The organism is Rossellomorea sp. KS-H15a (genome assembly GCF_024195245.1).
Lineage (GTDB): Bacteria > Bacillota > Bacilli > Bacillales > Bacillaceae_B > Rossellomorea > Rossellomorea vietnamensis.
The window spans coordinates 409,422-423,789 of sequence record NZ_CP096886.1; the positions used below are offsets into that span (position 1 = coordinate 409,422).

A 14,368-nucleotide genomic window follows, 5' to 3' on the forward strand; every position below is an offset into this window, starting at 1 on the left:
TTGACCCCTAATTCAATAGCACCTGCCTCATCCCCCAACAAAGCAGATGCCTCTCTCTCTCTCTTAACCCAGCTATCCTACTTCGTCACCATCCGCGAAATAACTAATCTCTGAATCTCCTGCGTCCCCTCATAAATCTGAGTGATTTTCGCATCACGCATATAACGCTCCACCGGATAGTCCTTCGTATAGCCATACCCACCGAAGATCTGAACTGCTTCCGTCGTCACTTTCATCGCTGTATCACCGGCCATCAGCTTCGACATCGCCGATTCTTTTCCGTATGGAAGACCTTCAGACTCAAGCCACGCAGCTTGATAGGTTAATAGACGGGAAGCTTCGATGGATGTTGCCATATCAGCGATCTTGAATGAAATCCCCTGGTTTGCAGCAATCGGCTTACCGAACTGCTCACGCTCTTTTGCATAATCGACAGACGCATCAAGTGCTCCCTGGGCAATCCCCACTGCTTGAGCGGCAATTCCGTTACGACCTCCATCAAGGGTCATCATGGCAATCTTGAATCCGTCGCCTTCGTTGCCAAGCATGTTCTCTTTCGGTACCTTGCAATCTTCGAATACGATTTCAGTCGTAGGTGATGAACGAATCCCGAGCTTCTTCTCTTTCTTCCCTACAGAGAAACCTTCGAAGTCGGCCTCTACGATGAACGCACTCGTTCCACGCTGACGCTGGGAAGGATCTGTCAAAGCAAACACGATATACGTATCAGCGATTCCACCGTTTGTGATGAAAATTTTAGAGCCGTTCAGTACGTAGTGATCCCCTTCCAGGCGAGCTGTCGTCTTCATGCCACCTGCGTCAGATCCTGAACCCGGCTCAGTCAAGCCGTAAGCCCCGATCTTTTCACCCTGCGCCATCGGACGAAGGTATTTCTGTTTCTGCTCTTCCGTACCAAATTTATATACAGGCCAACCGGCTAACGAAGTATGGGCAGACAGGGTAACGCCTGTAGACGCACACACTCTTGATAGTTCTTCAACAGCGATACAATACGCCAGATAGTCACTGCCGATCCCGCCGTACTCCTCCGGCCAAGGAATCCCCGTCAACCCAAGCTCAGCCATCTTCTTGAACAGATCCATATCAAAGCGCTCTTCCTCATCACGCTCAGCAGCCGTAGGGGCCACCTCATTCCGCGCAAAATCACGCACCATCTTACGTATCATTTCATGCTCTTCCGACAATTTAAAATTCATCTCATTTTCCTCCTATCATCTACATACCGGGTCTGGCACCCTCAAGAGACAAGCTATGCTACAAACCCATTTACGCCATAAAACATCAAATTATATATCGGGTGCCTGACACGCTAAGAATATGTGCCCCAAGACACTCTTCCAAGAGTTCAAACTCACCCATCCTATTACACCAACAAATGCTTCCCAATCACCATCCGCTGAATCTCACTCGTACCCTCATAAATCTCCGTCACCTTCGCATCACGGAACAAGCGCTCCACCGGATATTCCTTCGTGTAGCCATATCCGCCATAAACCTGAATCGCTTCCGTCGACACTTCGACGGCTGTTTTCGATGCAAACAACTTCGCCATACTGGCTTCTTTCCCACAGGAAATATTGTTCGAACGGAGATTCGCTGCCCGGTACACAAGAAGCTTGGAGCCTTCAACGGCCGTTGCCATATCGGCAAGCTTAAAGCCGATTCCCTGCTGTGCGGCGATCGGTTTGCCGAATTGCACCCGTTCTTTTGCATAAGCCGTTGAGTAATCGAAAGCCGCTTCCGCAATTCCGAGTGCCTGCGCGGCAATCCCGATCCTGCCGACGTCCAGGTTCGCCATGGCGATTTTAAAGCCTTCCCCTTCTTCACCGAGAAGGTTTTCAGCCGGGACTTTCATATCTTCAAATGTCAGCTGGACGGTCCGGGACCCGTGCAGCCCCATTTTATGTTCATCTTTCCCGATCACAAGACCAGGTGTATCCTTCTCAACGATGAAGGCCGATACCCCGCGGCTCCCCTTCGCTGAATCCGTCGTCGCAAATACAATATACGTATCGGCTTCGCCACCATTGGTGATGAAGACTTTCGATCCGTTCACCACATAGTGGTCACCACGCTTTTCGGCCCGGGATTTTAGACTCTTCGCATCGGATCCTGCACTCGGCTCCGTCAGGCAGAATGCCCCTAAATACTCACCCGTTGCAAGCTTCGGAAGATACTTTTGTTTTTGTTCTTCGTTTCCAAAGTAAAGGATCGGATTGGTTCCTACAGAAGTATGAACCGATAGGATGACGCCAATGGTGGCGCTTACTTTAGACAGCTCGTGGATTGCAATGATATAAGAAGTGAAATCCATCTCAGATCCGCCGTACTTCTCAGGGATCGTAATCCCCATCAAACCAAGCTCAGCCATCTTTTTTAAAATATCTCTCGGGAACTCTCCCGCTTCCATCTTCTCGATGAACGGCTGGATTTCTGTTTCAGCAAAATCCCGGACCATCTTTCTCATCATCTGCTGCTCTTCCGTGAATCGTAACTCCATGACTGTTTCCTCCCTGATGTTCGTTGTGATCACTCGTACGAATAGAAGCCGCGGCCCGTTTTGCGCCCCAGCCAGCCTGCTTTCACATACTTCCTTAGCAGCGGGCATGGACGGTATTTATCGTCACCGAAACCTTCGTGCAGGGTTTCCATGATGTAGAGGCATGTATCGAGTCCGATGAAGTCAGCCAAAGTCAGAGGTCCCATCGGATGATTCATACCGAGCTTCATCACTTCATCGATCGCCTCTTTGCTCGCCACTCCTTCATAAAGGGTGTAGATCGCTTCATTGATCATTGGCATCAGGATCCGGTTGGAAACGAATCCCGGGAAATCCTCTACCTCTACCGGCACTTTATTAAGAGACTTCGTCATATCTTCAATCACTTGGTATACTTCATCCGTCGTCGCAAGTCCACGGATGATTTCCACCAATTTCATCACTGGTACTGGATTCATGAAGTGCATACCGATCACTTGCTGGGGACGCTTCGTCGCTGCCGCAATTTCCGTGATCGGAAGAGAAGATGTGTTCGAAGCCAGGATGGTATGCTCTGGTGTGATCTCATCCAGCTGAGCAAAGATCTTCGTTTTGATATCCATATTTTCCACTGCCGCTTCGATAACAAGATCTACCTTCTTGGCGTCCTGGATATCCGTTGAAGCCGTCAAACGATTCACCGTCGCTGTTTTATCTTCTTCAGACATTCTTCCTTTTTCAACGGAACGCGTCAGATTCTTCGCGATGACTCCCATTCCCTTTTGGACAAACTCTTCTTTCAAATCGTTCAGGTATACGTTGAATCCTGCCTGTGCACAGACCTGGGCGATCCCAGAGCCCATCTGTCCCGCGCCGATGACCATTACGTTTTTTATGTTCATTATGTTCTCCCCTTTGTTATATGAGACTAGTAATCTAGTTGGTTTGGTTGGTTTGGTTGATTCAGCTGCTGAATATACTCACTATTTCAGCTGCTGATTTTCTTCAGAAATTCAGCAGCTGAATCCAAGGGTGTACCAGGTACAGTTCACTCTCTTTGTACCAGGTACAACTACTCACCCTACTGCTTCGCCACCTCAATCATAATCGCATCCCCTTGACCGCCCCCGCTGCAGATCGAGGCTATCCCGATTCCGCCTCCGCGGCGTTTCAATTCGTAAGCAAGCGTCAGGATGATGCGTGCCCCGCTTGCTCCAATCGGATGGCCGAGGGCAACCGCTCCACCGTTCACATTGACTTTCTCATGATCAAGACCGGCGATTTTCCCGCTCGTTAATGCCACGGCGGCAAACGCTTCGTTAATTTCAAACAGATCGATCTCTTCAAGGGATTTCCCTGTTTTCTTGAGAAGCTCGTTGATCACAAGCCCCGGTGTTTGCGGGAAGTCCTTTGCTTCGACCGCGATGGCAGTATGGCCAAGGATGGTTGCTAACGGCTGTTTCCCTTCCTTTGAGGCTCTTTCTTCGCTCATGAGGACCATGGCAGCCGCTCCGTCGTTGACCCCTGGAGCGTTCCCGGCTGTGATCGTTCCTTCTGATCCGAACACCGGCCCTAATTTAGCCAGCGCCTCAATGGATGTTTCTTTACGTGGCGCTTCATCCTTTGCAACGACGATCGGATCTCCTTTGCGTTGAGGAACTTCAACAGCAATGATTTCTTCACCTAGCACGCCTTCTTCCGTTGCTTTCACTGCCCGTTGATGGCTTCTGAGTGCCCATTCGTCCTGCTCTTCTCTTGATAGTTCAAATTCCTTCGCTGTTTCATTTCCGTACGTTCCCATGTGGACGTTGTTGAAGCTGCACGTCAATCCGTCGTGAACCATCAGATCTTTCACCTGTGAATCGCCCATCTTGAATCCCCAACGTGCTTTCGGCAGGATGTAAGGGGCGTTCGACATGGATTCCATTCCACCAGCCACGATCACTTCGCCGTCGCCTGCACGGATGATCTGGTCTCCCAGTGTGACGCTGCGCATTCCTGATGCACAGACCTTATTGATCGTTTCCGTTTTGACATTCCACGGCAATCCCGCGTGGCGCGATGCCTGACGGGAAGGGATTTGCCCCTGTCCCCCTTGTAGAACAGATCCGAGGATGACTTCTTCGACTTCTTCCCCGTTTACACCGGCCCGTTTCAAGGCTTCCTTCACCGCGAAACCGCCAAGCTCTGAAGCAGTAAAACTGCTGAGGCTTCCCCCGAATTTACCAAAAGGCGTTCTTGCTCCGTCTAGAATAACCGTTTTCCCCATCTTCATCGCTCTCCTTTATATGGATTTATCCGCGTTTGTATCCGCTTTCAATTTACCTTAAAAAAATTTGATCCACTTTCGACTGAACGCTCGCTCAACTAATCCTCACAAGAGAAGGGACAAATTTTGTCCCCAATATACCTTTATTGTACTTCATTTCGAGTGCAAACGCATTGATTTTTTAGAAAGTTTTTATTTTTCCATCAAATTTATTATTGTAGAAAAATAATAGGAGCGAAACGCAATAGAGACTATTTTGTTTCACTCCTGTTTGTTTCATGAACTCGTGTTTCATTCATTATCTAAAGGATAATATTCTTTTTAAGATGCAGCCGGTTCGTCCTTCAGATCGCCACATACGGCTTTTTCAAGGATTTCGGCTACGTCGAGAGTAGATACTGTTTCTTCCACTTCCTTCGCTTTCGTACCATCCGACAGCATCGTCAGGCAGTATGGACAGCCAGAGCTGATGACCGATGGACTAACAGCCAGTGCCTGCTCGGTACGGGAGACGTTGACGCGGTGACCTGCGTCTTCCTCCATCCACATGAGTCCTCCACCCGCTCCACAGCACATTCCTTTTTCACGGTTACGTTCGATCTCGACCAATTTCACACCGGAAATGGATTTCAGGATTTCACGCGGTGGATCATACACTTCGTTGTACCGACCAAGATAACAAGAGTCATGGAAAGTAATCGTTTCGTTCACTTCATATTGCGGCTTCAAGCGGCCTTCTTGTACGAGCTGATGCAGAAGTTCTGTATGGTGGTAGACCTCTGCTTCCAGACCGAAGTCCGGATACTCATTTTTGAAAATGTTGTAAGCATGCGGATCGATCGTGACAATTTTCTTGATTTCATGCTTTTCGAATTCGGCGATGTTTTGTCCGGCAAGCTCCTGGAATAAGAATTCATTTCCAAGGCGGCGCGGTGTGTCACCGGAGTTCTTTTCTTTATTCCCAAGGATGGCGAACTTCACGCCCGCTTCATTCATTAGCTTGGCGAAGGATAAGGCAATCTTTTGGCTACGGTTATCAAATGAACCCATGGATCCGACCCAGAATAGGAATTCGAAGTCTTCTCCTGCTTTTTTCATTTCTTTTACTGTAGGAATCGTAACGTCTTCTCTTGCTTCGCGCCAGTTCTCACGCTCTTTACGGTTCAGACCCCAAGGATTCCCCTGGCGCTCGATGTTTTGCATGGCGCGCTGTGCGTCAGCATCCATCTTCCCTTCCGTCAGAACGAGGTAACGGCGAAGGTCGATGATTTTATCTACGTGTTCGTTCATGACCGGACATTGGTCTTCACAGTTACGGCACGTTGTACATGCCCAAATCTCTTCTTCTGTGATGACATCCCCGATCAGGCTAGGGCTGTACGTAGCTCCTGCAGCCGCTTCTTCTGCAGCCTGAGTCGCACTTGCCATAGCTAATTGGTTCCCTTTTGTGCCGTTGAAAGCGAATGTCGGCACCCAAGGCTTCTTCTGTGTCACGACAGCACCGTGATTCGTCAGGTTATCACGTAATTTTACGATCAGGTCCATCGGGGAAAGCATTTTCCCTGTCCCGGTTGCCGGACACATATTCGTACAACGACCACATTCCACACATGCGTAGAAATCGATCATTTGGTGCTGAGTGAATTCTTCTATTTTTCCTACCCCGAAACTTTCAGCTGATTCATCTTCAAAGTCGATGGGCTTAAGCTTTCCAGGGTTGTCTAAACGATTGAAATAAACATTGGCAGGTCCTGCGATTAAATGCGCGTGCTTAGATTGCGGCACATACACAAGGAATGCCAGTAAGAATAGTAAGTGAATCCACCAGGCTACATAGAAAATGGCGATGGAAGCCGTTTCCCCTATGCCTCCAAGTGCCCCTGCAATCAGAGACGCTATAGGCTCAGTCCAGGCAAGTTCTTCCCCATGCCAGATGATACCCATTCCATTCCCGACCAGGACGGAAAGCATTAAACCACCAATGAATAGTAAGACCAGTCCTGATTTGAATCCTCTCTTGAGGCGGACCAGTTTTTCCACATAGCGGCGGTGGAATGCCCAGACAACCGCGACAAGGATCGTCAGTGTGACAATTTCCTGGAAGAACGTGAAGCCAGGATATAAAGGTCCAAGCGGCAGGTGACTCCCCGGTGCCAGTCCTTTCCATATGAAGTCGATGGCCCCGAACTGTACGAGGATGAAGCCGTAGAAGAACATGACGTGGATGGCTCCACTTTTCTTATCCTTTAAGAGCTTCTTCTGTCCGAAGACATTGACCAGGATTTTCTGGAATCGTTCTTTGAATCGTTTGTCGAACTCCACTTTTTTCCCGAGCTTAATATATTCAATTCTCGTCTTTACTACATACACAAACAGACTCAGTGCATAAACGGTCACAAGGATAAATGCGACCCAATTGAGAATGAGTAACCCATTCATAGAAAAACACTCCCCCTTCTTTGGTCCGATGAACTTCCCCTTTGTTCAAACTTTTACAAACCAAATTAATATTCTGAATAGTCCTTATATCCATTATATTATGAATGAGCATTCAGTCAATGGTTTTTCCGAATAAAAATGAAAACCTTTTCATGATTGGCGATTCCATTTCAATAAGAAACGGGACTTTCTGTACCCCCCACAGGTTTCAAAAGGACTCCTTAATGGGAAAAGAAGAAAGAATGCAATCTACATAAAATTCAGGACATACTAAAGACAATGCAAATGAGAGAGTGATTCTATGTGGTGGTTAATCCTATTGGTGATCCTTGCCGCGATCATCGGATGGCTGATGCTTGATTTCAGATTGGGAAGAAGTCATTTCATCCGGACGCGGACAAGAAGAGATTATGAGACTCGAATGAGTGATATTCAATTGTTTTCAAGGGGACCCGAGCTTTTCGATCAAATGTTTAAAGAGATGAGAGAAGCAAGGGCCTCCATTCATGTATTATTTTATATCGTCCAGGATGACCACTTTGCCCTCCGGTTCCTGGAATTGCTGAAGGGTAAGGCACAGGAAGGGATTGAAGTCCGTCTTCTGATGGATCAGATCGGCAGCCATAACGTCCCGAAGTCGAAAGTGAAGGAGCTTCGGGATGCAGGTGTGGAAGTCGATTTCTGCCGGAGGGTCAAGTTTCCCTATCTGTTTTTCTCTTCCCAGCAGCGTAATCACCGGAAGATCACCGTCATCGATGGGGTGATCGGTTATTTGGGTGGTTACAATATCGGGAAGGAATATATCGATGAAAATGATAAACCCGAGCTTTCTCCCTGGAGGGATTATCATCTCCGGTTGGAAGGTGAAGGTGTCCACGATCTTCAGACTGAATTCTGCATTGACTGGTACCGTGCCACACAGAAGGATTTGAAGAACGAAGCAACGTATTTCCCTCCAGCTGAAAAAGGAAGCATCCAGCATCAAATTTTTCCGACCGAGGGGGTTAATATCGAAGGCTTCTTTGGGAAATTCATCGACGAAGCACAAAGCGAAATCATTATCGGCACACCTTACTTCATTGCTACTCCGATCTTGATGGACGCACTTTTGGGTGCACTGGACAGAGGGGTCATCGTCAAAATCATCATCCCGAACAATGCCGATCATATGCTTGTGAAGGAAGCGGCCTTCCCTTATTTCAGACCGCTGCTCGCTAGTGGTGCGAGAGTGTATCAATTCATGGACGGCTTTTATCATGCGAAGGTGATGATCGTGGATGACCATTTCTGTGATATCGGCACGGCCAATTTTGATAAGCGGAGCTTCTTTATCAATTTTGAAATCAATAACCTGATCTACGATAAAGGATTTATCCAGACGTTAAAAAAGGAAATGGAAAAAGACATGGCGGCATCCGACATGTTAAGCGAAAGCGACCTCTCTTCGGTTTCCATGCTCACCCGGTTAAAGGAACGCGTTGCTTCAGCCATTTCAATCTTACTTTAGGGGGATGACACATGAAAGTCCGACTGGGATTCGTGGCGAACTCCCTCTCTTTATGGGATGCAAGCCCGGCCAAAACCATGACATACAAGCGATACACAGAGTTACCTAAAGCCGAGCGGATGGACAGGCTGAAGGAAGTGACGAGATTAAACCTGGAGCATACGAAACGCATCCTGTATCTTTGTGCCGCTCACGAAATCAAGGTGTACAGATTATCCAGCTCCCTCGTTCCCCTTGCCACCCATCCTGAGGTGGAATGGGATTTCCATTCCCCTTTTCGGCACGAATGGAAAGAACTTGGAGATCTGATCAACAAGCTCGGGATCAGGGCGAGCTTTCACCCGAACCAGTTCACCTTATTCACGAGTCCTAAGCAGCATGTGACGGACAATGCCGTGAAGGATATGGTGTATCACTACCGGATGCTTGAATATATGGGGATCGAGAAGGATTCCGTCATCAATATCCATATCGGCGGGAGCTACGGGGATAAGGAAGAAACCCTGGTCCGTTTTCATGAAAACCTGAAGGACCTCCCTCCGGATGTAAAAGACATCATGACCCTCGAGAATGACGACAAGACCTATACCGTCGAGGAAACGCTCACCGCTTGTCAAAAAGAGAATATCCCCATGGTCCTGGACATTCATCACCACGAGGCAAATCCGAGTGAGAAACCTCTAGATGGGTATCTTGAAGATATTTTTGCCACCTGGGACAGGAGAGATTTAGTGCCGAAAATACATATTTCTTCACCAAAATCTGCTAGTGCCTTTCGCTCCCATGCTGACCTGGTCGATCCGGGATTTGTGGAGGGTTTCTTCAAAACCCTGAAAACGTTGGACCAGGACGTGGATTTTATGATCGAAGCCAAACATAAAGATCTTGCCATGCTGAAGCTGATTGAGGATTTGTCCTCCATTCGTGGGGTGAAGAGGATCGATGGCGGGACCCTTGAGTGGTAAAGAAGAAAAGATGGACACTTGGGTGTTCATCTTTTTTTATGTACATATTATTTAAATACAGACTCAATCCAGGGCTGGATCGCCATGAAGGCTTTGAAGCCAAGATAAATACCCACGATTCCTGCAATTCCTGCCAGTGCTGGCGGGGCAGGTATCGGTAACTTAAATAAAGCAAAGATAAACCCGACTAAAAATCCGGTTACGATAGCCAATACGACCGTTTTCATACCCTTCTCCTCCTTCATCCATCTCTCATTATTATACGTTAAAGCGGCCGAAATATAAGAAAAAGGTCCATCCTGATGAGGGACGGACCTTTGGTATGCGCCTATTTACATTTTTTCTGGAGCTGCTACACCGATCAAGGCAAGAGCGTTTTGTAACGTGACACGTACCACTTTCACTAAAGCCAGACGTGCTGTCGTCAATTCACGATTTTCTTCATCAAGGACCTTATTGGCATTGTAGAAGCTGTGGAAAGCAGAAGCCAGGTCGTTGATATAATTCGCTACACGGTGAGGCGTGCGTTTCTCAGCCGCATCCGCGATCATTTGCGGGAATTCACCCAGCTTTTTCAGTAAGTCCACTTCTTTTTCCGTACCGATAAGCTTTAGGTCAATCTTGTCTTCTGAAGCCAGCCCCTGTTCTTCAGCCTGACGAAGGATACTGCAAATACGCGCGTGGGCATATTGAGCATAGTAAACAGGGTTTTCGTTGGACTGGGATACGGCTAAGTCCAGGTCAAAGTCCATATGCGTATCGGCACTTCTCATGGCGAAGAAATAGCGGACAGCATCAAGGCCGACCTCTTCGACAAGCTCACGTAACGTGACGGCTTTTCCTGTACGCTTACTCATTTTCATCTTTTCCCCATCTTTATAAAGGTGAACGAGTTGGATGACTTCCACTTCCAGTTTGTCACGGTCAAAGCCGAGTGCTTCGATGGCCGCTTTCATGCGGGGGATGTAGCCGTGATGATCCGCACCCCAAATGTTGATGAGCACATCATGCCCTCGCTCGAATTTGTCCTGATGGTAGGAAATATCCGGAGTCAGGTATGTGTACGTGCCGTCGTTCTTGATAAGGACACGGTTTTTGTCATCGCCAAGTTCAGTCGAGCGGAACCATGTCGCGCCGTCCTCTTCGTATACGTGACCGTTGTCTCTCAGCGTCTTCAATGCCGCATCGATTTTCCCATTTTCATAAAGGGATGTCTCAGAGTACCACACGTTGAATGGTACGCGGAACATTTCTAGGTCCTTTTGAAGCTTGGCCATTTCAATTTTCAGGCCGTACTCACGGAAAAACTTGTAGCGTTCTTCATCGCTTACTTCTGCATATTTCGAGCCGAATTCTTCAGCCAGTTTCTTTCCGATTTCGATGATGTCCTGACCGTGATATCCGTCTTCAGGCATCGCCTTGTCTTGTCCAAGGGCCTGGAAATAACGTGCTTCAACGGAGATTGCCAGGTTATGGATCTGGTTTCCGGCGTCGTTGATGTAGTATTCACGGGTTACTTTATAGCCCGCTTTTTCAAGGACATTACATAGGGAATCGCCGACGGCCGCTCCACGGGCATGGCCAAGATGGAGGTCGCCTGTAGGGTTGGCAGAAACGAACTCGACGTTGACTCTTTCGCCATTCCCCGCATCTGATTGACCATATTCCTGATCTTGATCGAGAATCAACGGAATCAAGTCTGTTAAGTATTCGTTGTTCATATAGAAATTAATGAATCCAGGTCCTGCGATCTCCATTTTTTCAATGGACGCTTTGGACTGGTCGAAGTTAGCGACGATGTCGTCTGCGATCATGCGCGGCGCTTTTTTTGCGACTCTTGCAAGCTGCATGGCCATATTCGTTGAATAATCCCCGTGTGACTTTTCTTTCGGGATCTCAAGGATGACATCCGGGATTTGATCCTCTGTTGCAAGTCCCGCTTTCAGGACCGCTGCTTTGATTTCGGATTTCAGGTTTTCTTGTACTTTTTCGACGATATTCATATCCCTATGCTTCCTCCTTATAGTGAATGGACATAACATAATCCCCAACCGGGCTGTCCTGCATCTTTAACTCGTATGAAAGGTTGAAGTTCCCTTCAAGCACCGAGTCACTCTGTGTATGTGAAAGTGTTTTGGTTTTCGTTGTCAATAAGAGGGTACCGAGCTGGCTCTCGTAAGAACCGTTCTGTTCCTCGAGTTCGTTGAAGGCCATTCTCATTTTGACTGCTCCGCTGCGTAGAATGAGGGCCTGTCGATCTGTGACTTTGACGATCGTATGAGTGGTCCCTTCCTCTTGTACTTCATCGTACTTCAGAAAAATGGCATCTCCTTTTTCATAGTATCGACCAAATGATACCAATTCAAAAGAGTCACTTTCCTCTCCTATTGTGATCTTGGTTTTCAAGTGAACTTTGACAGGTGTAGAATCCGCTTTTGCCGTCAAACCACTCACATCCTTTTCTTTTTAGGGTCCGATCAAGTGATGGGTCCGTCCCTCAAATAGACGTCCCTTCCTTCTAACTAATTAAGTATAAGAAGTATTGTGGGAAATTGCAATGGAACACGGTGAGTTTTCATTTATTGGAGGAATGTAAGCGGATTTATGGAAAAAGGAAAGCCTCTTCTGCCAATGAGAAGAGGCTTTGATGGTTTATTTTACCCAGCCAAGAAGCATTTCACGGATCAGCTTGCTTGCCGTATTCGCTGTCTGCTCGGATGGATCATAGATTGGCGCCACTTCCACAAGATCCGCTCCCACGACGTTCACGTCAGAGTGAGCGATGGCATGGATGGATGCGAGTAATTCCTTGGATGTGATTCCGCCGCAGTCCACGGTTCCAGTGCCAGGAGCGTGGGCAGGGTCTAAGACGTCAATATCGATCGTCACATACACAGGACGTCCTGCAAGCTGTGGAAGGATTTCCTTCAATGGCTCGAGCACTTCGAATTTGGAAATGTGCATGCCATTTTCCTTCGCCCATTGGAATTCTTCCTTCATACCGGAACGGATCCCGAATGAATAGACGTTCTTCGGTCCGATATGCTCGGCGATCTTGCGGATCGGAGTCGAGTGGGATAGCGGCTCCCCTTCATACTCTTCACGAAGATCAGTGTGAGCGTCCATATGGATGATGGCTAGATCCGGGTATTTCTTCGCGATGGCTTTCATCACCGGCCACGAGACCAGATGCTCGCCCCCCATTCCGAATGGGATCTTCCCGTCACCAAGAAGCCCGTCGATATAATCTTCAATCATATCGATGCTTCGCTGCGGGTTACCGAATGGAAGCGGGATATCACCGGCGTCATAGTATTTCACTTCTTCAAGCTCCCGGTCAAGATACGCACTGTACTCTTCCAGACCGATCGACACCTCGCGGATACGGGCAGGGCCGAAACGGGAACCCGGACGATAACTCACCGTCCAATCCATCGGCATCCCATAAAGGACCACCTGGCTCTCTTCATAAGAAGGATGACTCTTAATAAACACATTACCTGAATAAGCCTCATCAAAACGCATATTCTTCAACCTCTCTTTTAGAGAGGGACGGACCTTGGTTTTGGTCCGTCCCTCCTTGATATTATAGGATTTCACCTTGAAATTTGAGGTCCGTCCCTCACATTTATTTGGTCAGGTCTTTTACGAATTTCGGAAGGGCGAATGCTGCGTTGTGCAGTTCCGGTGTGTAGTAATTGGTTTCGATGTCGTGGAAACGCTCTTCCGGTACTTCAGTTGGGTCGTGCTTTTTGGAACCGATGGTGAATGCCCACAGTCCGCTTGGGTACGTTGGGATGTTCGCTGTGTACAGGCGGGTGATCGGGAAGATTTCCTTTACGTCGCTCTGTACCTGGCGGATAAGGTCTGCTTTGAACCATGGGTTATCACATTGAGCAACGAAGATTCCGTCTTCTTTCAATGCTTTCGAGATCCCTGCGTAGAATCCTTTTGTGAACAGGTTAACAGCTGGTCCTACAGGCTCAGTGGAATCAACCATGATTACGTCATATTCGTTTTCACTTTTCGCGATGTGCATGAAGCCGTCGTCAACTTGTACGTCCACGCGCTCGTTCTCTAACTCTCCCGCAATCTCAGGAAGATATTTCTTGGAGTACTCGATCACTTTTCCGTCGATTTCAACAAGAACGGCCTTTTTCACGCTTGGGTGCTTCAACACTTCACGGATGACGCCTCCGTCTCCTCCGCCGACAACCAATACGTTCTCAGGGTTCGGGTGCGTGAATAATGGAACATGCGCGACCATTTCATGATAGACGAACTCATCCTTCTGGCTCGTCATGACCATGCCGTCAAGGAACAGCATATTGCCCCATTCTTCTGTTTCAGCCATTTCAAGATATTGAAAATCCGTTTGCTCTGTATGTAAAGTCTTCTTGATTTTCATCGTGATCCCGAAGTTTTCTGTTTGTTTCTCTGTGTACCAAAGTCCACTCATTGTTTCAACTTCCCTTCTTGTTTTAATGGTTTATTGCTGTTTCTGTCAAAATCATATACCACTAGTTTGATCCTTCACACGTTCATCTTTAGGACAAAGTGAAGCGAAACCCTGACATAACGGGCTTAACTCCTATTTATAAAAACATCCGCATCGGACGTCATTTTTATCCTTCCCTATCATGATAAATACAAACATGAGGAAAAGTATAGTGGAATCTAGCAAAATT

The 14,368-nt window shown here is 47.7% G+C and carries 12 protein-coding genes; 2 read left to right on the forward strand and 10 right to left on the reverse strand.

Annotation, left to right across the window (positions count from 1 at the left end):
• Nucleotides 1–77 precede the first annotated feature (77 nt).
• From M1J35_RS01910 to M1J35_RS01930, 5 genes are all read right to left on the reverse strand, one after another.
• Nucleotides 78–1,217, reverse strand: a complete 1,140-nt coding sequence (locus M1J35_RS01910; protein ID WP_034765086.1) for an acyl-CoA dehydrogenase — start codon at nucleotides 1,215–1,217, stop codon at nucleotides 78–80.
• A gap of 167 nt (nucleotides 1,218–1,384) precedes the next feature.
• A complete protein-coding gene (locus M1J35_RS01915) occupies nucleotides 1,385–2,521 on the reverse strand; it encodes an acyl-CoA dehydrogenase (protein WP_224522529.1) in 1,137 nt (378 codons plus the stop codon).
• 29 nt (nucleotides 2,522–2,550) lie between these two features.
• A complete protein-coding gene (locus M1J35_RS01920) occupies nucleotides 2,551–3,402 on the reverse strand; it encodes a 3-hydroxybutyryl-CoA dehydrogenase (RefSeq protein WP_224522528.1) in 852 nt (283 codons plus the stop codon).
• Nucleotides 3,403–3,581: 179 nt separating this feature from the next.
• Nucleotides 3,582–4,769: an acetyl-CoA C-acetyltransferase gene (locus M1J35_RS01925; RefSeq protein ID WP_224522527.1), complete on the reverse strand. Its 1,188-nt coding sequence runs from the start codon at nucleotides 4,767–4,769 to the stop codon at nucleotides 3,582–3,584.
• 321 nt (nucleotides 4,770–5,090) lie between these two features.
• The gene (locus tag M1J35_RS01930; RefSeq protein ID WP_061810865.1) at nucleotides 5,091–7,208 is read right to left on the reverse strand and encodes a 4Fe-4S dicluster domain-containing protein; all 2,118 of its coding nucleotides are present in this window, start codon (nucleotides 7,206–7,208) and stop codon (nucleotides 5,091–5,093) included.
• A gap of 301 nt (nucleotides 7,209–7,509) precedes the next feature.
• On the opposite strand from M1J35_RS01930, the gene cls reads away from it, so the two are divergent.
• Together cls and uvsE are read left to right on the forward strand one after the other, a co-directional pair.
• A complete protein-coding gene (gene cls, locus M1J35_RS01935) occupies nucleotides 7,510–8,715 on the forward strand; it encodes a cardiolipin synthase (protein ID WP_254652636.1) in 1,206 nt (401 codons plus the stop codon).
• Between the two features lie 11 nt (nucleotides 8,716–8,726).
• Nucleotides 8,727–9,680, forward strand: coding sequence for a UV DNA damage repair endonuclease UvsE (uvsE, locus tag M1J35_RS01940; protein WP_254652637.1), 954 nt, complete (start codon nucleotides 8,727–8,729; stop codon nucleotides 9,678–9,680).
• Between the two features lie 47 nt (nucleotides 9,681–9,727).
• Here the strand turns inward: uvsE and M1J35_RS01945 are convergent, their stop codons facing one another.
• The 5 genes from M1J35_RS01945 to speE form a co-directional block, all read right to left on the reverse strand.
• The gene (locus M1J35_RS01945) at nucleotides 9,728–9,907 is read right to left on the reverse strand and encodes a XapX domain-containing protein (protein WP_032086963.1); all 180 of its coding nucleotides are present in this window, start codon (nucleotides 9,905–9,907) and stop codon (nucleotides 9,728–9,730) included.
• 105 nt (nucleotides 9,908–10,012) lie between these two features.
• Entirely contained in the window at nucleotides 10,013–11,683 is a 1,671-nt protein-coding gene (gene argS, locus M1J35_RS01950) for an arginine--tRNA ligase (RefSeq protein ID WP_254652638.1), read from the reverse strand.
• Between the two features lie 4 nt (nucleotides 11,684–11,687).
• Entirely contained in the window at nucleotides 11,688–12,125 is a 438-nt protein-coding gene (locus M1J35_RS01955) for a YwiB family protein (protein ID WP_254652639.1), read from the reverse strand.
• Nucleotides 12,126–12,332: 207 nt separating this feature from the next.
• Complete coding sequence (gene speB, locus M1J35_RS01960) at nucleotides 12,333–13,205, reverse strand: agmatinase (protein WP_098351466.1); 873 nt, start codon at nucleotides 13,203–13,205, stop codon at nucleotides 12,333–12,335.
• A gap of 103 nt (nucleotides 13,206–13,308) precedes the next feature.
• Nucleotides 13,309–14,139, reverse strand: a complete 831-nt coding sequence (gene speE / locus M1J35_RS01965) for a polyamine aminopropyltransferase (protein WP_254652640.1) — start codon at nucleotides 14,137–14,139, stop codon at nucleotides 13,309–13,311.
• Nucleotides 14,140–14,368: the final 229 nt, after the last annotated feature.